This window comes from Collinsella sp. AF33-16 (assembly GCF_003475325.1).
Lineage (GTDB): Bacteria > Actinomycetota > Coriobacteriia > Coriobacteriales > Coriobacteriaceae > Collinsella.
Genome location: NZ_QRQC01000001.1, coordinates 117,223 through 135,978 on the forward strand (window position 1 = coordinate 117,223; position 18,756 = coordinate 135,978).

Below are 18,756 nucleotides of genomic sequence, written 5' to 3' on the forward strand. Positions count from 1 at the left end.
CTGTTTTAACTCCCTATGCTGCATTGTCGGCCCAGAGTTCGCACTGATCCATCACGGTGGCCAGTGCCGACTCCATGCCCTCTGGCGGATACTTATGATGTTTGAGCAGACGCTTAATTGCAACACGCATAGCAGCGCGTGCGCTTTGTTTCTTCTGCCAATCGACCGTGCGCATTTCGCGCATCTTCGCAGCGAGCTCTTGCGTGATGGCGACTAGCTCGTCATTTCTTTCGCGATAATAATCAGCGACTGCTTGCGGTTGTGTTAGCGCCTCGTAAAACGCAAACTCCTCTTCGCTAAGCCCAAGCTCCTTTGCCTTTTGGTTTTCGGAAAGCATCTCTTTCGCCATCTTGAGCATTTCTTCGAATACCTCAGCGTTTGTGAGCTGTCCATTCAGATAGCTATTTACCATGCTTTGCATGAGTTCTGAGTACTTCTTTGCCTGCGTCACGCTCTTCTTGCGGTAGCCCTTGATCTGGTCGTCGATGAGTTTTTTCAACAACTCGTAAGCCAAGTTCCTCTCTTTCATACGCGAGAGGCTCGACAGAAACTTGGGATCAAAAACCGAAACCGTTTCATCTTCCACCTTAAACAGGTCTATTACGCCGTCGGTATGGACGATGTTCTGTTCGAGTAGTGCATTGATGCGGTCATTTACCTGCTTAAGGGTAAGTTTGCCTCCGTTTTTGCTGCGGGTGCCGCCCTGCTCGGTGAGCTGAAGGATGAGCTCTCGAACAACCTGGAAATAGCCAGCCTCGATGCGCTGCATGTCTGTTGCGCGACTTTTGGCGAGTCCATAGGCTTTGAGCATGATTCCTGCCTGCTCAACAAAGTCGCGGGTGGTATCTTCGTCGCCGGGTGCAAGGATATGATTTACTCCACCCGTTATGAGTTCGCTTCGACGTGCGGCGGACTCGGTGCTCATGAATTCCGAATAATCGTAACCAAACATTTTGTCGCGACAGACCGCCAGTTTTTCCAAGAACTTAGGATAGGCGGTTTTCCCGATATCCATGTCGCCGTATTTCTTTTGGTCGCGCTTGGTGTAGTCCTTCATGGCGCGTTTAAGGGCGTTAGCTATGCCTACGTAGTCAACAACCAGTCCGCCAACCTTGTCTTTATACACTCGGTTTACGCGTGCGATTGCCTGCATCAGGTTATACCCGCGCATGGGTTTATACACATACATGGTGGCAAGGCTCGGCACGTCAAAACCGGTGAGCCACATGTCTACGACGATTACGATTTTGAGCGGGTCAGCATCATCCTTAAAGCGCTTTGCCATCTCCTTCACATGGGCCTTATTGCCTACGACGTCGAACCACCACTCGGGGTCCTGATTGCCCATGGTCATGACAACGCCGAGCTTGCCTTCGTCCTTCCAAGAGGGTCGCAGTTTGCATATACGTTGATATATAGCCATGGCGGCGGGGCGCGAATACGCGACGATCATCGCCTTGCCGGTGAGCTCGTGCGCACGGTTGGTCTCATAGTGCTCTACGATGTCCTGACACAGGGCATCAATGACTTCTGGTGCACCTAGAACGGCGTCTAGATTTGCAAAGTTACGCTTGCTTGCGTCAATGGTTTCGGCATTAGCCTGCTCGGTGAGCTTTTCGTACTCATCGTCAACTTTTGCAAGGATGCCCTGATCCAGCTTGAGTGCGACGACGCGGCTCTCGTAGAACACGGGTCGAGTTGCGTCGTCCTCTACTGCCTGAGTCATGTCGTAGACGTCGATATAATCGCCGAAAACCTCGCGAGTCGATCGATCTTCGGCAGAAATAGGGGTACCGGTAAAGCCGATGAAAGTCGCATTTGGAAGGGCGCGGCGGATGAGCAACGCGGTGCCCGTGTGCTTCTTGCCGTCACGGTCGTATTTCTCCTCGAACCCGTACTGCCCGCGGTGCGCTTCATCCACCATCACGACGACGTTCTTGCGCTCGGAGAGGGCGATGGCCTCCTCCTCGAATTTCTGCATGGTGGTGAAAATGATGCCGTTGGCGCGGCGGCTCGAGATCTGCTGCGCAAGATCGGCACGGCTCTGCGCCTGAACGGGCGTCTGGCGCAGGAAATCTGAGCATCTGGAGAACTGTGCGAACAGCTGCGAGTCGAGGTCGTTGCGGTCGGTAATCACCACGATGGTCGGGCTGTCGAGTTTCTCTTCGAGCAGATGGGCAAGGAAAACCATCGAAAGCGACTTGCCCGAGCCCTGCGTGTGCCAGAAAACGCCGCCCTTGCCGTCGCCGCCGATGGCCTCATGCACGCTCTCGAGTGCTTTGTTCACCGCGAAGTACTGATGGTATCCCGCGAGGATTTTCGCGTCCTCGGAGAACAGAATGAAGTTCTTCAGGATGTCGATGAACCGCTCCTTGGGGAACATGCCGTCCAGAGGGGTTTTCCAATCGGCGTACTGGGTGGCCTCGTAGCTCCCATCGACGCTCTTCCACTCAACGAAGCGTGACTCGTTGGCGGTGATCGTGCCAACCTTGGTGTGAAGCATGTCACTGGTGACGCAGAAGGCGTTGTACACGAAAAGCGATGGAATCTGTCGTTTGTAGTTTTGAATCTGTTGATAGGCATCTTCGCTGTCAGCATCGGCTCGAGCGGGTGACTTCAATTCAAAGAGAACGAGCGGAAGCCCGTTGACGAATACGATGATATCTGGACGTTTGTTGGTGCCACACTCGATGTAGGTCCACTGGTTAACAACGTGGAAGCAGTTCTTTTCGGGATTGTCGTAATCGACCAAGCGCACGATGTCCGTATGCTCTTCTTTGCCGTCAAACCAGCTTACCTCCACACCGTTCTGGAGCATGTCCATAAAGATGCTGTTCTTGGCGATGAGGTCGCTGCCCTCGATTTCCTTTAGTTTGGTAATTGAGGCATCAATCGCCCGCCGATTGAGCGTGGGGTTAATGCTCTCAAGAGCGGGCCCAATGACGTCAGGTAGGAAGGCGTCGTCAAACGCGTCGGAGGAACGAGCGACATCGGGTCCATAGAGGTGCTCGTACCCCAGGCTCGTTTGCAAGTGGTCAATGATGCCTTGTTCGAAAGCATCCTCATTAAATGACGTTGAGGAGCTGTAGTCGACAGCAATCATGCGCACTCCTTACCTTATGCTTCTTCGACGCTGGTGAGCCTGTCCACCATTGCATTCTAGCAGTTAATCTTGCGTATATTGGTATATCTGACACCCGTTAGTTGCCATTTGGCCTATTGGCTGATCGTGCCCGAATGACAATTGGTGGCAAGGCTCTCTTACTTATTAAACTGGCTCCTATTTACAGGCGCTCGTGTTGTGACAGTTGCCCAAGCGCTTGCTTGAAGCTGTTGTTGGTGATCTTGAGGTCGTTTCCCGCTTGCATTTTAATGAGTGTCGGGTAGTCGTCCGGATTGTTCTCGATGCGAGCGATGAAGCTTGAGGCTTCATCGGCGCCCGGGGTCTTGTGAGGCATGGGGCCAGCAAGGATCGCGGCGTAGCCCATCGAGCCGCGTATTTTGCCGAAGTTGAAGTGCTTGAGTCGGGAGTATTCGAGTTGAAACTCAAATCGATCCGGATCGAACCCTTTCTTGCGGGCGATGCTGCGCAACTTGTCGACGTTAACGACGCTGGCGCCCACAACGAGGATCTTACCCAGAAAGCGTTCCTCAGAGGGATTGTTTTCACTTATGAGAAGGTCGGACATTCCAAGGGATGCCAAAAGATCCTCAAGAGTGTCTTCGCGATTTGCCTTTGTTATGGCGGGTAGTAGTTCGAGACCCATGCGCCCCATCATCGCGTCGCAAAGGTCGGAGAGCTCCTGAATGGTGAGATGCGCCAAAGCTAGCCCTCCTCATCGAAAAGGTCGGTAAGTTCTTGGCGAGCTCGAGATAGACGTAACTTTAACAACTTGATCTCGTCTGTCTTAGCGAGATAGGCATCGGCAATCGTCTTCTGACGATCGGTGTCCTCGAGGGGCACCTTAATTTTGCCGAGAGCTTTGATGGGCACGCTGGGTATGGTGGTGCCGACTGCTTCACGGGCAAGGAGCTCTTTTCCAGTGGGGCTCGAGAAAAACGCGGCGAGGTAGTAGGGGTCAATCTTTTCTCTGTTGACGCTCAATACATACAGATTTCCATTCGCGATGATTTTCCGATCTTCAGGGACCTCGGCAACCGCGACCTTGAACGGTGCGCCGGATTTTGAGATAAGGACGTCGCCGTTGTGGATACGATACTTCTCAAGTTTCGTGTCGAGTGTGGAGAGGTTCGGAAGGTCGTCGATAGACCCATCAGAGATATTGCCAAGGTTGAGATAGCTGAGTCCGGTGTCTTCGTCGCAGACAAGTGCATCGAGTTCTGCTGCGCGTACGCTTGCGCCTCGCATGATTTTTGCGACGCTCCCGAGCTCAACTCCATTCGGGACCTCGATTTCTTTTTCGAGATAACGCTTTGCAGAGAGATCGAAGTCGCGCGCCGCAATTTCATCAAGTGTTTTGAAAACACTCTTTTCGGAATCGGCGCCAAGGCGCTCGACAATCGCGTTAATGGCGGTTTCGTCAATTGAGCAGCTGCGGCGATCATTGGTGCCCAAATCAGTTGCATCGACAAAACGGACTCCTTTGGAGCCGCCTGCGGTAAGGACGACGAACGACGTTTGAATCATCGTGTAGGGAGCAAAGACCCCCTTGGGTAGTGCGACAATCGCTTTAATGAAGCCGTTCTTAACGAAGTATTCGCGAACTGGTTTATCCGTGCCATTAAAGCACGCGCCGTTCGACATGACTGCGGCGGCGGTCCCTCCCTTTTTGAGGGAATCGACAAGCAGGCGGTTGAAAACCCAATCGGATGACGACGGACGGCTGTAGCGTTCCTGGCCCTTCATGACTTTCTCGATGTAATCGGAGCTCTTGGAGAACATCTTGGTCTGCATGCCCCAGGGGTAGTTGGAGAACGCTTTATCTACAGGATTGCGCTCGATGCTGCTGTCGAAATAGCGGAACATGTCATCACAAGCGTAGTAGATCTGCGAACCCTTGATTTTGGAACGGAGCTTTGCGATGGCGAGGGTGTTTGAATTGAGTTCGACGCCCATAAGTTTGGCGTCGAGGCATTTCGCTGCGGCAGCTTCGAGGAAATTGCCTGTTCCGCAGCCGAAGTCAATGACCTTCTCGCCGGACTTAATATCCAGAACAGCAAGTGCGAGGTGCGCGATTCCCTCGGGGGTCGAGGACTCTCCGCCAAAGATTCCCTGGCTGATCGGTCCGTCCTGAAGGAATTTATCGATTGCTTCTTCGCTGAAACTGGAAAGAACGGCAAGGAGTTCGTCGAATGATCCGTCTGCGGCATTTCTCTTATAGGCGTGATTGAGCAGCGTGGCGATATCGCCGTCTCCCTGGGATGCGAGCTCAATCATTTCGGCGTGGTCGTCGCATCTGCCGGTTTTCTGAGCGAAACGTGCGAGATATACGAGCGGGTAGAGATATTCGGAGGGCAATGAACCGCGGAGACGGGTCGTGAGGGTCCAGCCGATTTCTTTTGTCTGTGCATTGGTGCTAAACAATTTGATTCCTTTCAGACGATGGTTATCAATAACCGTTGACTGAACTATATCACATCGGGTTATGGATAACCAGATAAAATCTCAGGTTATTTATAACCAGAAAAATTCGTCTTACACTGATCTGGCCGACCTGCTGGTCGTGCCCACTCGTTATTGACTTGGTGACAGCTAAAGGCGTGAGGAGTGAATCGGAGCAGCGTGCATTTGCCGTTTTGGTCTATTCGCAGGTGAAGATGAATGGGTGCGGCATACCATTGCATTTCAGTGGGGCACAGTCCTAAGCCGGAGGCGATGGCGGATATGGTGCGATGGTGCCAAGAAAAGCGCCTAGACCTGGGCGAGGAACCGAGGCCGCGGGAGCTTTTCTATTTCTTTGATCGCATGGATTGTCTGTTCTGTTGGCCGCGCTGGCGTTGTTTCTTTGCTCTCGTTCGCGCGGAATCCGCTTGTGGCGGTAGATGTAAATAAACGGTGGAGCGGCTGCAAAAGATCCGCCTCGCTGGGTAGAATCAGGTTGTGCCGCGGAACCCGCTCCTCAGTCGGTCAACTTTGGAAGCGCGGGCAACGCAGGTACAAGTGTCTTAAGGGCCGGCTGCAACCGGCCCTTTTCTATGACTCCCTTCGCTATCCGTTACTGCTTATATTCCCGCCAGATCGAGTAGAGGTTCCGGGCAATGCCGGTCACGTACATCGAGAGGCGCAGGATTTCAAGAAACAAGTTCATAGGCTTCACCCCAATCGGAGATCGGAGCGTTGCCCGCAGGCGGATTCCGCGGCGGTCAAGATTTTACCCCATAGGTCGCGTCGGGGGATGTCCGACCCCTTTTTGGAGTGGTGTCGATCTAACGGGCAATCAAGCCTCTAGCTCTCTTTGAATTGAGCAAGCATCTGCCCGAAGAAGCTGAGCTCAGTCCCGTTGGGAGTATCGGGGTCTCGTTTTCGTCCATTTTGAACTCATCGATATTCGCGATCTTCCTCTCCATGGTGCCTCCTGGTCAGTTTCTATCGTAAGTGCGCCCTAAAACAAACACTGCTCAATCAGCTCTTTGCCGCGTAGGGTGTCGATCCATTCCCGCGGGATGGCTTTGAGGCCGTATGCCGTGCCGGCGAGGGCGCCTGCGACGGCTGCGGTGGTGTCGGTGTCGTCGCCTAGGTTGACGGCGGCAAGCGCGCAATCTTCGTAGCTGGTGGTGTCGACGAAGCACCAGGTGGCTACCTTAAGCGTGTCGCGAACGAAGCCACTTGACCTGATTTCCTGCTCTGGAACGCCTTTCAGATGGAGCGCCCAGCGCGTCGCCGACGGCAAGCCCATAGATGCAGTTGCGTAGTGTTGTTTTCGGTCTGTCTTTCGTGGGAAACACCTCTTGTACTTTGGATTGAGGATGCGCGGCAACCTGCGGTAGTGTGTCTAGCTCAATTCGGGACGCGGTGAGTCCCGAATTGAGAGAGTTTGTCAGCTAATCTGACAAATGAAAAACCGCAACGCTATTGCTTTATACAACAATAGGGACCTCTTTCGGGCACCCTGCCTTTGATGAGTCGGCGAGTCGTGCCTCGAGGGAGGCTTTGGACACCATGCGCTTGGTGCCATCCTTCCATGAATCCAGCAGTCCTAAATTTAGCAGTTGTGACACCCGTGCTGAGCTAACACCGAGCATACGCGCGGCATCCACTGCGGTGACGGCGGGAATGTCGCCGAGTTCGCGGCTGACGGCTACGGCGATAATCTTGCCGCCGTATTGTTGCTCATGTCCGAAGTCTTGCGCGGGAAGTTCAATGCCACCCATAAGGTGATCGTCGACCATACATGCAAGATAATCAGTGGCGCTTTCGACAGCGTCGTTTAGGTCGGAGCCAAGCGTTCCTCCTACGCCCGGCGAGCCACATGGCACGGCATCGACAACGCCATCTGAATCAAAGAACTCGAATTCCCATACGTAAACCAGGTAAGACCTCCTCTAATGGCGAATAATACGAGGCGTGCTCCTAGAATATTCCGGTCGCATCGATGCAGCTGAGCATGCCTATCTTAAAGCCTCGCGCGGACACGAATTGCTGTGCTGTCTGGCACCTTCGCATGGGAGCCTTGCGGTGACTAAAATGTGGCCATAGAGGCAGTTTTAGCGAACCCCGCGGGAGTGACACGCATGGATAACAACACTTTGCTGTTCCAGGACAAAGGTTCGGGTAGGTTTAAAGACGTTAAGGTCTACCCCAACCGTATTGAGGTGCTCAAGAAGGGCGCTTTTGGTGGCAAGCACACCGAAATTGTCTATCTTAAGGACATTACGGGCGTCAATAGAATCAAAGGCCGCGATGTTTTTCTGCGTAACAGGCTGTTGACTGCTTGCGTCTTTAGCCTGAGCAGCCGTGCGAAGGCCCAGGAGTTTGTTAACGCGCTGAACATGGTGATGTAGCCTATGGCGGCGTTTGGGCCAAGGTAAAAATCGGGGGCACAGAACGGTATTCTGCGCCCCGATTGAGTTGATGCGCCCAAAAAACTGGCTTGCCTATTCGTTAACGTCCTCGGTAGTGTCGCGGTCATTGGCAAGCAGTGCTGTGCCGGCGACCGTTGTCGCCACGGCGGCGGCAGCGAGCCCGGCGGCAACGCCAGAGCTGTCGCCCGTGTCGGCGAGCTTTCCGCCCGAGCTCTTGCCCTGGTCGCTCTTGTTGCCGCCGCCGTTCTTGTCGGCGCCGCCTGCGTTGGAACCCGTGCCGCTGCCGGTGCCGCCTGCACTGCTCGAGGCCGCTACGGTAAAGCTTGCTGCTCCATCGCTGGCGAGCGTGTAGTTCTGTGCTGCGTCGCCCAAAAGGCCTTTCGCGCGCACCCAGTACGTCCCTGCGGCAAATGTTTCGCCCTCGGCCATTGCCGTGCCCGGAGCGCCGTTCGCGTCGTGCACAAACTCGAGCTGGGCCGTGCAGGCATCGGTTTCGAGCTTGCCGTCGAGCAGCGCCGTGATCTTGGCGCGCACGTCCTCGCCGGCCTTAAGGCCTTCGAGCCCCTCAAAGTGGGGTGTCAGCGCGCGTGGATCGATATCGATGGGCACGGAGCCCCGCAGCTCCGTAACGGTCTCGTTGCCCAAGGCGTCGACATCCACATATTCGATGGCAAACGCATGGCCCGAAGCCGCCACGTTGAGTACGTTGCTGCTGTCGACAAGGCGGAAATGGCCCTCGCCAACGGTCTTGCCATCCTGGAGCGAGGCATCGCTCAGCGAGTCGCCGTACGTCATGCGCATGCGGCTCGGGAGGTAGTACGAAGCTGTCTGCTTGTGCTGTGTATCGTAATCGTAATTGCGCTGGTAGATGCTCCGGGCCAGCGCCGCATCAACAAAGTCGGATGCGATGATGCCAATGTGCTTGAGGTAATCTGACTTTGTTTCCTCGTTGTCGCTGGGGTTGATGTACGGGCTCTTGTACAGATGCTCGTTGACTACTCGTGCCGAGGTAAAAGGATTGCCTCCGTGCGACAAGCCCGTGCAGCTGGTGTAGTTGATAGACCAGCAACGCTCCTGGACTTGCACCTTGGCCCCGTCATCGTCCACGACGTCCACCTTGTTGCGCGTGCGCCCGGTCGTTTCCTTCAGCGCATTATCGACCCAGCTGAGCTTGTCGGTTCCCGTGAGTTTGTACTTGTCCTGGGCGTATACCTTGGTGCAATAGGGCTCTTTGTCGCCTGTTTCCCCCGCGGCTTCAAAGCCCCGCGCGTCTTGGACGAGACACATAGTGGCGCTGTCGGAGTGAGCCTTGATCTTGTCATCCCATTCGGTAAGGTCGAGGCCCCACGTGTGGCCGCTTACACTGTTGCCGGCGAGCCTAAATCGACGCAGCAGAACGATCTTTCCGCGCACCTCGTGTAGCGTGGGGATTCGGCTCGACGTATAGAACAGTTTGGGGTTGTCGTCCAAAACCTTGGCGAAAGCCGTCGTAACACTTTCGTCGGTAGCCTCGTCGTTGCCTCGTGATACAAGCATGATGAGCGCTTCTGTCGGGTTTTCGTTCAAAAACGTTTTGAAGTAGCCTATGACATCGGAAAGATGCATAAAGTACGCGTCTTTTTTGAGCAGGTAGTAATCCCCGTGGTCGATACCGGGGTCGTCGCCCTTTCCGAGCCGGATATCAAAATAGCGAATGCCTTCGAGCAACTGCGTGGGAATGTAATCCTGCTGGCATTTTACTTGCGAGGATTGGGGCTCAGTGTCGTTGTCCACGCTGCAGGTGCCCGAATCGTGCGTACCCGGGATGCTCAGCTCGTCGAGGAACTTGTTGTCGTCGACGTATTTCATCCAACATGGCCCATCGACGTAGCTGCTGTACGTGATCCAGTCGAGGCTGCTAACCGTGGCATCGTTCTTTTTCATGTCGTAACCGATAAGTTCGAGCTTCCACGGAATGCTCTTACTCTTATGGCAGATCTTATTGTTGTCCTGGTCTTCGCCGTTCGATTCTATTGCCAGGTACTTAATGTCTTTTTTCTCGGTTTCTTTCTCGACCGTGCGGTCTCGGATGATATAGGTTCCGTTTGATTGACGCTCGAACGCAAAAGCGCGGCTGGGCTTGTTGTCATACTCGCCGCCCCATACGTGGATGACCTTTCCATCTTTGTCAGAGTCGTCGTCGACCGACCAAATGCTGTAGCCCGTCTTTTTATGCTCTTCGAAATTGAGCAAGGTGCGGATAGCATACCAGTTTGTATCGTCATTCTTGGTCGTTACGTTCTCAAGGATGAGCTTGCTGGACGTGCCGTCGTTAAACAGGTGGCAGACGTTGCCGCGAACGTTGCCGTCTTGGTTGACGCTCGCGGTGCGAAAAAAGCCCGCGGGGCGAAGGCGAATGACGAAATTACCGAGGTGCTCCGCCGGTTTGGGCGTGTCGTCTGCAAATGCCGCTCGCAGGGGAATGCCCGGTGCCGCGGTTTCTGGCAGGCTTGCAAGCGGCGACAGTGCCGCAAGACCTAAGCCCAGCGTAAACGCTCGGCGACTGATGGCATGATGTTCGGCCATGACTCCTCCATTCGCAGGGTGCGGTTATGCGATAGTTTTGGTCACTATACTGCCCAGATGTTTAAAGATGCTGGTTTAATTGTCTGCGCGGCGCAATAAATCGGTGGGCGGACGTGTTGGGGTGTTTGTCGTTTTCGTACTGTTGCCACATTTGGGGCGGTTCCGGCGTCCGGCATCCTCGCGTTCGTCGGCTACAGGCATAAGAAAGGGAGGGTCGGTTTACCGGCCCTCCCTGGGTACGAAGCGCTGGGGTACCGTCGCTTGTTTGCACTGCGACCGTGTTTCCCGTTGCGCTCGCCAGTCGCTTAGCGCTTGATCTCGATATCGTCGAGCTTGACGTCCATGGCCTCGGTCTTGGCCTCGGCGATGTCGTCGGCAAATTCCAGAGACTTCATCATGGTCTCGACGGCGTCCTTGTGCTCCTCGACGTTGTCGATACGCACATACACACTGCCGCCGTCAACGTCGGTGAAGTATTCGGTCGTTACGCCGCCCGAGTGTGTATAGGAAGCGTTGCGCCAAGTCTTGCCGTTGTACTTGACGGGGTCATTCTCGGTCCACTCAAAGCTGGCATTCCACTTTGCCTCGTAGTCGAACAGCTCGTCGGCGTTCTTGTCAGGATCGAAGACGGGGATGAAGCGATCGCTGGCGTGCTCGCTCTCGGTGAACTTAAACTGGGCCCTGTCGGCAGTGTCGCCTGCGACGTCGGTGATCTCGACGCCCTCGGGGACCTCGACCTTAAACCAAATGAAGTCGGTCCTCATATCCACGGCTGGCTTTTCTGCTCCGCCGCCACCGCCACTGCCGGTAGCGCCGCCGCTGCCACCGCAGCCCACCAGGGCAACCGCGGCAAAGAGACTGATGCAGAGGGTGAGAATCGCAAAGGCCTTCTTTTTCATGGTCGTGTCCTCCTCGATCTGTAACCGCCCATGGATTACCTGCCTTTACTGTACGCGTGGACGGCTCGCTAGGGTGGGCCATGTGTCCCATTCTGAGGGCTGGAATTGCGCCGACAAGTGGCAATATGCGCGGGTCCAAAAGAGGGGAGGGCCGATGCTGTCGGCCCCCCCGGGTTGGGCGCCCGTTGTTTTAATGGGCGCATGCGCGCTGGTGCGCGTAGGCGCGTGCGGGTGTCCCGTTACTTGATCTCGATGCTCGAAATCTCGACTTCGCGTGCCTCGGAAACTGCCTCTGCCATGTCATCGGGGAACTCGATGGAGTTGAGGAGCGCCTCGGCTTCTTTCTTGTGCTGGTCGAAGTTCGAGATGAGGACGTAGGCGCTTCCCGGCTCAACGTCGGTAAAGAGGAGGGTTGTGATGCCACTGTTGTCCTCGTACGTTCCGACGAGCCACGTCCTGCCGTTATACTCGACGGACCCGCCATCCTTCCACTGGAACGTATCCCCCTTCTTTTCCGCCTGGTCGGCGTGGGATTCCTCGGCAGTCAGCGCTTTTTTCCAAACGGGGATAAAACGATCGGCCGAGGCGTTCTCGTCTTCGGGGAAGGTGAGCTGGACCCTGCCGGCATTCTTGCCGGCGGAGTCGCTTACGCCGACGCCCTCGGGCATCTCGACCTTAAACCAGATAAAGTCGGTCTTCTTGGCGACGGGGGTCTTTTCCTTGCTCTCGCTCTTGGAGGCGCTGCTGCCGCCCGATGCGCTCCCGCCGCAGCCGACAAGGGCATATGCGGCAAAGAGGGCGATGCAAAGGGAAAGGATCGATAGGGTCTTTTTCTTCATGGTGGCGTCCTCCTTGTCTGCCAGGGACATCGTGTGCCGCGGATCGCTGGGGCGGCGGTTGCGCGTGCACATGATGACTTTGTTTGCTGTGCGGTGATTCCTCCATTCGTCGTCCGGTGCCGTGATGAGCGTTGCCCCAACATGGGGCTCTTTACCTATATGTATGCCCTAGTTGCCGCTGCCCGGGAGTCTCGAAACGTGGGCCATGTGTCCCATGTTTGCGTTGGCATGGCCTATCGTTCGTCATAGAAATCCGCGATGGCCAGGTGTGCTGACGCCCATGTGCTTATGGGCTAGACTTAGCACCATTACGTGTTCGATGCGGTTGGTCGGCGGTTGCCGCCTGACCGATGTATATGTCTTGAAGGTGCGTGCGTATGATCCAAGAGATGATGGATAAAACCTGTCGAGAGTTTGCCGAGGCACTTGCCGCACGCGAGCCGGTTCCCGGCGGTGGCAGCGCGAGCGCCTTTGTGGGCGCGCTGGGCGCCTCGCTGTGCGGAATGGTTGCCCGCTACGGTGCGACCAATCCCGCGCTTGCTGATCGTGCGGATGACCTGACGCGTGCGTTTGCCCATGCTGATGAGCTGGCCCAGGAGCTTGTCGAGTTGGTTACCGAGGACGTTCGTGCCTATGGGCAGGTGTCCGCGGCATACGGTATTCCGCGTGACGATCCGGCTCGAGCGACCGCGATTCAGGATGCGCTGCATGTGGCCGCTATGCCGCCGTATCGCATTATGGATGCCTGCGGGCGTGCGCTGGCGCTGCTCGAGGACATGGCCGACAAGGGTTCGCGTCAGCTGCTGTCCGATGTGGCGTGCGGCGCCGTGTTCTGCCGTTCCGCTATGCAGGGCGCGAGCTTGACGCTCTTTGCCAACACCACGTCTATGAAGGACCGGGCGCGCGCCGAGGAGCTCGAGACCGCGTGCGATGAGCTGCTGGACACGTGGTTGCCGCGCGCCGATGCGCTGGCGCGCCGCGCCGCCGACGCTGCAAGGAAGAGGGGATAGCCATGGCTGAACTGCTGAAGGGCGCTCCCGTCGCCCGCGCGCTGACTGAGGAACTTGCTGCTCGCTGCGCAGCCCTGCGCGAGCGAGGCGTTGTTCCGACGTTGGCTATCGTGCGTGTGGGTGAACGCGAGGACGACCTATCCTACGAGCGCGGTGCGCTCAAGCGCTGCGAGAAGGTTGGCATTGAAGCTCGCCGCGTTTTGCTTCCCGCCGATGTTTCTCAGGTCGAGCTGTTGGCGGCCATCGAGGACATCAATGCCGACCCCGCTGTTCATGGCTGCCTGATGTTCCGCCCGCTGCCCGCCGGCCTTGATGAGGATGCGGTTGCCGCAGCGCTCGATCCTGCCAAGGACGTTGACTCCATGACGCCGGCTTCGCTGCTCACCGCGCTTTCGGGGCGCGGCGAGGGTTTTGCCCCCTGCACAGCCGAAGCCGTGCTTGCTTTGCTGGATCATTACGGCGTTGAGCTGGATGGAGCTAAGGTTGCTGTGGTCGGGCGCTCGCTGGTGATCGGGCGTCCCGTAGCCGCTATGCTTACGGCGCGCAATGCGACTGTGACGACGTGCCATACGCATACGCGCGACCTTGCTGCCGAGTGCCGTGCTGCCGACATTGTGGTTGCCGCCGTTGGACGCGCGCGTACGATTGGCGTGGATGCCGTTCGCGAGGACCAGACGATCATCGATGTTGGCATTAATTGGGACGAGGCCGCTGGCAAGCTGGTGGGTGACGTCGATTCTGATGCTGCGGAGCCGGTCGTTAACGCCATCACGCCCGTGCCGGGCGGCGTGGGCGCTGTGACGACGGCGATCCTCGCCAAACACGTGATCGAAGCGGCCGAGCGTGCATCGAAATAGGCGTTTTGGGCTGTTTGAGGGGTTAGTTCTATACCCCGTGGACAAAAAATGCCAAATATGAGTACTGTTGCCAAGATAGTCACATATATTTTAGGTCAAATAGGCTCTCTAACGATATTTATTATCGATAGAGAGCCTATTTTATTGGACCTATGAGGAATTACATCATCTAATTTTTGAACAAATGTAGGCTTTCGACACCCATGCGTAGCAAAATTGCTGTTACTAAATTGGTGACAGTACTCATATTTGGCATATTTTGACCACAGGGGTTGCCAGCGCCGCGGTTTCGCCCTTTCTGCGCCGAAGCGATACACTGTTATCGTTTGATTTCTTCGCTCAAGGAGGATGCGCATGCCGTGCACAACGATTTTGGTTGGTAAGAACGCGAGCTACGACGGGTCGACGTTGGTCGCCCGCAACGAGGATTCGTCCAACGGGGTGTTTGAGCCCAAGCGTATGCGTGTGGTGCATCCCGACGAGCAGCCGCGCGTCTATACGAGCGTCCTGAGTCACCTGACCGTTGAACTGCCCGATAACCCCATGCGCTACACGAGCGTCCCCGATGTTGTCCCGGGCCACGGCATCTGGGCCGAGGCCGGTTTCAACGAGCTCAATGTGGGCATGTCCGCAACCGAGACGCTCACCACCAACGAGCGCGTTCGCGGCGCCGACCCGCTCGTCGACTACGTGCCCGCCAAGGGCAACGAGGACGAGGACGGCTATGTTCCGGCGCAGCCCGGCGGTCTGGGCGAGGAGGACATGGTGACCCTGGTGCTGCCATATGCCAAATCCGCCCGCGACGGCGTACGCATTCTGGGTGACCTGCTCGAGCGTTATGGCACCTACGAGAACAACGGCATCGCCTTTAGCGACGTGGACGAGATCTGGTGGCTCGAGACCATCGGCGGTCACCACTGGATCGCCAAGCGCGTGCCTGACGACGCCTATGTGACCATGCCCAACCAGCTGGGTATCGACAGCTTTGACCTGGATGACGCCGAGGGCGCCCAGGCCGATCACATGTGCTCCGCCGACCTGCGCGCTTGGATGGCCGAGTGGCATCTGGACCTGACGCTGGGCGTCGAGGGCGACGGTCCGGCCGCGGTCTTCAACCCGCGCGAGGCCTTTGGCTCGCACAGCGACAGCGACCACGTCTACAACACGCCGCGCGCCTGGTATATGCAGCGCTGCCTTAACCCCAGCGATGTGTGGGACGGTCCCGAGGCCGACTACACGCCCGAGAGCGACGATATTCCCTGGAGCCGCGTGCCCGAGCGCAAGGTGACCATCGAGGACATCAAGTACGTACTCTCGAGCCACTACCAGGGCACGGAGTACGACTGCTACGGCAGCAAGGGCACGCCCGCCACGCGTGGCGCCTATCGCCCCATCGGCATCAACCGCAACAGCCAGCTCGCTGTGCTGCAGCTGCGCCCCTATGCGCATCCGGCCTACCGCGCCGTGCAGTGGATGGCCTTTGGCTCCAACTCGTTTAACGCGCTGGTTCCGCTGTACGCCAACGTCGAGACCATGCCCGAGTACTTTGCCGACACGCAGGCTCGCGTGACGTCCGAAAACTTCTACTGGGCCAACCGCCTGATCGGCGCGCTGGCCGACGTCCGCTTCCATGAGTGCGGCCGCGCAGTCGAGGATTATCAGGAGAAGGTCGGCGGCATGGGCCACAAGCAGATTCATGACGTCGACGCTGCCGTAGCCGTTCTGCCCGAGGCCGAGGTGCCTGCCGAGCTTGCACGCGCCAACGAGGAGTTTGCCGAGCTCGTGCGCGTGGAGACCGATGCCCTGTTGGGCAAGGTGCTCTACACCACGAGCTGCGCCATGAAGAACTCTTTCGCGATGAACGACAACGTAAGGTAAAGGCAACCTTGCAGCGAACGAGCGGGGCAAACGCCGTCAAAGGCTTTGGCCCGCTCGATTTCTATCTTGGCGGTAAAACGATTTTGTGTCGTTCACTCAATCTTGGGTACAAGAAGTCCAATGCAGTTGTTCATGATTGGAGCCAACCATGGTTATGAAACTCGATCAGCTTGTTAACGGTGCCATCAACGTGGGCTTCGGCGCCGCCGCCGTTGCCGTCGAGGGCGGCAAGAAGGTTCTCGACGACCTCGGTACCAAGGGCGAGCAGGTCCGCAAGGATGCCGGCACCCCCGATATCGCCCGCAGCGTGTCCGATATGTTCGAGCAGGCGGGTGGCACCATCTCCGACCTGACCGAGCGCCTGGGCATGCAGGGCGAGACTGCGGCGCAGCGCGTGCTCGATGAGCTCATCCTGGCGCGCGTCCGCGTTATGACCGCCCCCGAGCGTACGGCCTTCCTGGCCCATGTGCGCGACATCGTCGATTCGGTCGAGGACAACGTGACTTCGGTGCCCGTCGAGTCTGTTGAGCCCGACGATGCAGAGGATGCCGAAGAGGCCGAGTAGTAGCGCAGATGGCAGATTCCACCACCGATTACAACAATCAAGATCCCTTGGGTGACGAGGCGGCGGTTGTCGACGAGGTCGATGCCGCCGTCTCGGGCGCTCGCAAGAAGCCGCGCGCTGTCGATATGGTCCCCGAGGAGCCCGACGCGATGGCGCCGGATGAGGAATACCAGCTCACGCCGGCAGGTCGTCGTGAGCGCATTGGGCAGATCGTTCGCCTGATCAAAAAGTATCGCGTGTGGGACAACCTCACGCCGATGCGCCTGCGTCGTCTGCTTGAAGAGCTCGGCCCTATGTTCGTCAAGATGGGGCAGATTCTGGCTAACCGCTCCGAGATTTTGCCGCAGCGGTTTTGCGACGAGCTGCGTCGTCTGCGCTCCGATGTAGAGCCGGTGCCGTATGAGGTAGTGCTCCGGTGTCTGGAAGAGGAGTACGGCCAGCGCCTGGGGCAGATGTTCGACGCGATCGACCCCAATCCGCTCGGAAGCGCGTCGCTCGCGCAGGTACACCGTGCCCGCCTGGTGACCGGCGAGGACGTGGCCGTTAAGGTGCAGCGCCCCGGCGCGCAGCAGGTGATGGCTCAGGATATCGACATCATCCGTTCGGTGGTGCGTATCGTCTCAAAGTTCGTCAACACCGACCAGTTTGTTGACCTGCACGGCGTGGTCGAAGAGCTGTGGACCTCGTTTCGCGAGGAGACCAACTTTTTGGCCGAGGCCAAAAACCTCAACGACTTCTACGAGTTCCATAAGAGCGTTCATGGCGTGACGTGCCCTAAATCCTATCTGGACCTGTGCACCGAGCACGTGGTGGTCATGGATTACGTCGACGGCATTTCGATCGCCGATCCTGAACGCTTGGTGGCCGAGAGCTATGACTTGGAAAAGATCGGTGCCGCGATTGTCGAGGACTACTCGACGCAGGTGCTCGACGACGGCTTTTTCCATGCCGACCCGCATGCGGGAAACATCATCCTCAAGGACGGCATTGTCTACTTTATCGACTTGGGCATGGTCGGACGCATGTCGAGCCACGATCGCGGTATCGTAAAGGACATGATTTTCGCCGTGGCCGAGGGTGACGTGCCCAAGCTCAAGGATTCGCTCATGCGCTTCGCCGTGACGCGTGGCGACTCGGCTGAGCTCGATCATTCGGCCTTTTTGTCCGATCTTGACTATATCGTGGCTGACTTTGCGGGCCTTGACCTTAAGGACCTAGATATCGGCGAGTTTTTGACCTCGCTGCTCAATCTGGCGCGCAAAAATGACGTTGAGCTGCCGAGCGTGGTGACGATGTTCGCCCGCGGCATGGTGACGCTCGAGGGTTTGCTGACCGAGTATATGCCCAACGTCAACATGATCCAGATCATCCAGACGCACATCAAAAACGAGAAGAGCACCTATGCGCGCGTGCGTGATATGGGACGCGATCTGGCCGCGAGCAGCTATCGCGCGGCAAAAGGCTCGCTCGAGGCGGCCGAGTATTTGGGCTTGGCTTCGCGTATGCTCACGCGCGGCCAGCTTAAGGTGAACACGCAGATCATGAGCAGCGATAAGGCGCTGCGACAGCTGGGCGGAATTATCGACCGCATGTCGATGGCTATCGTGATCGCCGGTCTGTTTATCGGTTCGTCGGTGGTGTACTACGCACGCATCGAGCCGGTTGTGTTTGGTATCCCGGTCATTGGCTTTATGGGCTACGTGAGCGCGCTGGTGCTGGCGCTTATGCTGGGCCGCAATATCTGGCTCAACAGCCACGGCGGCAAGCACTAGAGGCTGCGGCCGTCACCGCATTTTCCTATCGCAAACAATAGCTTTTACCTTGGGCTTCGCCTGCGTGCGAGGCCCTTTTGCGTGATACCATTTTGACGGTAATAATCGATGGCCTAGATGGTGGTGCGGAGACGCACGAATGCGCGGTTTTCCTGCGCGTTTGGGAGAATCGGGGTGCAAGTCCCCGGCTGTACCAGTAACCGTAATTCCTCTTGGCTCGGGATGTTCGCGTCGCAGATCGGACGGCGCGCCCGAGTCGTTAAGGTTAAGTCGGATCGCCTCCCATCTTGCGTGCGGCTGCGGCGTATGCCGCCGGTGTGCATAGGGCTCTGGAGGGAAGGGGGACCCCGATGGGGGAACTCGAGCGCAACACGCGCGATGACGTGGG

Annotated in this window: 14 protein-coding genes; 6 read left to right on the forward strand and 8 right to left on the reverse strand. The window is 57.1% G+C overall.

The window, feature by feature from the left end:
• Nucleotides 1-13 precede the first annotated feature (13 nt).
• The 5 genes from DWZ52_RS00460 to DWZ52_RS00480 form a co-directional block, all read right to left on the reverse strand.
• Nucleotides 14-3,103: a type I restriction endonuclease subunit R gene (locus DWZ52_RS00460; protein ID WP_118384623.1), complete on the reverse strand. Its 3,090-nt coding sequence runs from the start codon at nt 3,101-3,103 to the stop codon at nt 14-16.
• Between the two features lie 181 nt (nt 3,104-3,284).
• Entirely contained in the window at nt 3,285-3,824 is a 540-nt protein-coding gene (locus DWZ52_RS00465; protein WP_118384624.1) for a hypothetical protein, read from the reverse strand.
• A 2-nt stretch (nt 3,825-3,826) separates the two neighbouring features.
• Nucleotides 3,827-5,545, reverse strand: coding sequence for an N-6 DNA methylase (locus DWZ52_RS00470; RefSeq protein WP_118384625.1), 1,719 nt, complete (start codon nt 5,543-5,545; stop codon nt 3,827-3,829).
• 1,018 nt (nt 5,546-6,563) lie between these two features.
• Nucleotides 6,564-6,857 carry an ADP-ribosylglycohydrolase family protein gene (locus DWZ52_RS00475; RefSeq protein ID WP_233547223.1) on the reverse strand — a complete coding sequence of 98 codons (294 nt, stop codon included), beginning with the start codon at nt 6,855-6,857 and terminating at the stop codon, nt 6,564-6,566.
• 181 nt (nt 6,858-7,038) lie between these two features.
• Nucleotides 7,039-7,332 (reverse strand): helix-turn-helix domain-containing protein, encoded by a 294-nt coding sequence (locus tag DWZ52_RS00480; RefSeq protein ID WP_147352127.1) that lies wholly within the window; start codon nt 7,330-7,332, stop codon nt 7,039-7,041.
• 360 nt (nt 7,333-7,692) lie between these two features.
• Here DWZ52_RS00480 and DWZ52_RS00485 point away from each other — a divergent pair, with 360 nt between their 5' ends.
• Nucleotides 7,693-7,962: a hypothetical protein gene (locus tag DWZ52_RS00485; protein WP_117839717.1), complete on the forward strand. Its 270-nt coding sequence runs from the start codon at nt 7,693-7,695 to the stop codon at nt 7,960-7,962.
• A 93-nt stretch (nt 7,963-8,055) separates the two neighbouring features.
• Here DWZ52_RS00485 and DWZ52_RS00490 read toward each other — a convergent pair whose 3' ends face one another.
• The 3 genes from DWZ52_RS00490 to DWZ52_RS00500 all read right to left on the reverse strand — a co-directional run bounded on the left by DWZ52_RS00490 (nt 8,056) and on the right by DWZ52_RS00500 (nt 12,286).
• Nucleotides 8,056-10,548, reverse strand: a complete 2,493-nt coding sequence (locus tag DWZ52_RS00490) for a phosphatidylinositol-specific phospholipase C (RefSeq protein ID WP_118384627.1) — start codon at nt 10,546-10,548, stop codon at nt 8,056-8,058.
• Between the two features lie 305 nt (nt 10,549-10,853).
• Nucleotides 10,854-11,447, reverse strand: a complete 594-nt coding sequence (locus tag DWZ52_RS00495; RefSeq protein WP_117855576.1) for a hypothetical protein — start codon at nt 11,445-11,447, stop codon at nt 10,854-10,856.
• 239 nt (nt 11,448-11,686) lie between these two features.
• A complete protein-coding gene (locus DWZ52_RS00500; protein WP_147352128.1) occupies nt 11,687-12,286 on the reverse strand; it encodes a hypothetical protein in 600 nt (199 codons plus the stop codon).
• Nucleotides 12,287-12,663: 377 nt separating this feature from the next.
• Here DWZ52_RS00500 and DWZ52_RS00505 point away from each other — a divergent pair, with 377 nt between their 5' ends.
• The 5 genes from DWZ52_RS00505 (at nt 12,664) to DWZ52_RS00525 (ending at nt 18,368) form a co-directional block, all read left to right on the forward strand.
• The gene (locus tag DWZ52_RS00505; protein ID WP_118384629.1) at nt 12,664-13,296 is read left to right on the forward strand and encodes a cyclodeaminase/cyclohydrolase family protein; all 633 of its coding nucleotides are present in this window, start codon (nt 12,664-12,666) and stop codon (nt 13,294-13,296) included.
• A gap of 2 nt (nt 13,297-13,298) precedes the next feature.
• On the forward strand, nt 13,299-14,153 hold the full coding sequence (locus DWZ52_RS00510; RefSeq protein ID WP_118384630.1) for a bifunctional 5,10-methylenetetrahydrofolate dehydrogenase/5,10-methenyltetrahydrofolate cyclohydrolase: 855 nt from the start codon (nt 13,299-13,301) through the stop codon (nt 14,151-14,153).
• Nucleotides 14,154-14,507: 354 nt separating this feature from the next.
• Nucleotides 14,508-16,031 carry a C69 family dipeptidase gene (locus DWZ52_RS00515; protein ID WP_117564483.1) on the forward strand — a complete coding sequence of 508 codons (1,524 nt, stop codon included), beginning with the start codon at nt 14,508-14,510 and terminating at the stop codon, nt 16,029-16,031.
• Nucleotides 16,032-16,179: 148 nt separating this feature from the next.
• The gene (locus DWZ52_RS00520; protein ID WP_117637319.1) at nt 16,180-16,596 is read left to right on the forward strand and encodes a hypothetical protein; all 417 of its coding nucleotides are present in this window, start codon (nt 16,180-16,182) and stop codon (nt 16,594-16,596) included.
• An 8-nt stretch (nt 16,597-16,604) separates the two neighbouring features.
• Nucleotides 16,605-18,368, forward strand: coding sequence for an AarF/ABC1/UbiB kinase family protein (locus tag DWZ52_RS00525; protein ID WP_118384631.1), 1,764 nt, complete (start codon nt 16,605-16,607; stop codon nt 18,366-18,368).
• The last annotated feature ends 388 nt before the right edge of the window (nt 18,369-18,756 follow it).

What these genes read in the sequence shown, in the direction of transcription:
- DWZ52_RS00460 (WP_118384623.1), bottom strand. Translation starts at nt 3,103, where the DNA reads ATGATTGCTGTCGACTACAGCTCCTCAACGTCATTTAATGAGGATGCT.
- DWZ52_RS00475 (WP_233547223.1), bottom strand. Translation starts at nt 6,857, where the DNA reads ATGGGCTTGCCGTCGGCGACGCGCTGGGCGCTCCATCTGAAAGGCGTT.
- DWZ52_RS00480 (WP_147352127.1), bottom strand. Translation starts at nt 7,332, where the DNA reads ATGGGTGGCATTGAACTTCCCGCGCAAGACTTCGGACATGAGCAACAA.
- DWZ52_RS00485 (WP_117839717.1), top strand. Translation starts at nt 7,693, where the DNA reads ATGGATAACAACACTTTGCTGTTCCAGGACAAAGGTTCGGGTAGGTTT.
- DWZ52_RS00490 (WP_118384627.1), bottom strand. Translation starts at nt 10,548, where the DNA reads ATGGCCGAACATCATGCCATCAGTCGCCGAGCGTTTACGCTGGGCTTA.
- DWZ52_RS00495 (WP_117855576.1), bottom strand. Translation starts at nt 11,447, where the DNA reads ATGAAAAAGAAGGCCTTTGCGATTCTCACCCTCTGCATCAGTCTCTTT.
- DWZ52_RS00500 (WP_147352128.1), bottom strand. Translation starts at nt 12,286, where the DNA reads ATGAAGAAAAAGACCCTATCGATCCTTTCCCTTTGCATCGCCCTCTTT.
- DWZ52_RS00505 (WP_118384629.1), top strand. Translation starts at nt 12,664, where the DNA reads ATGATCCAAGAGATGATGGATAAAACCTGTCGAGAGTTTGCCGAGGCA.
- DWZ52_RS00510 (WP_118384630.1), top strand. Translation starts at nt 13,299, where the DNA reads ATGGCTGAACTGCTGAAGGGCGCTCCCGTCGCCCGCGCGCTGACTGAG.
- DWZ52_RS00515 (WP_117564483.1), top strand. Translation starts at nt 14,508, where the DNA reads ATGCCGTGCACAACGATTTTGGTTGGTAAGAACGCGAGCTACGACGGG.
- DWZ52_RS00520 (WP_117637319.1), top strand. Translation starts at nt 16,180, where the DNA reads ATGGTTATGAAACTCGATCAGCTTGTTAACGGTGCCATCAACGTGGGC.
- DWZ52_RS00525 (WP_118384631.1), top strand. Translation starts at nt 16,605, where the DNA reads ATGGCAGATTCCACCACCGATTACAACAATCAAGATCCCTTGGGTGAC.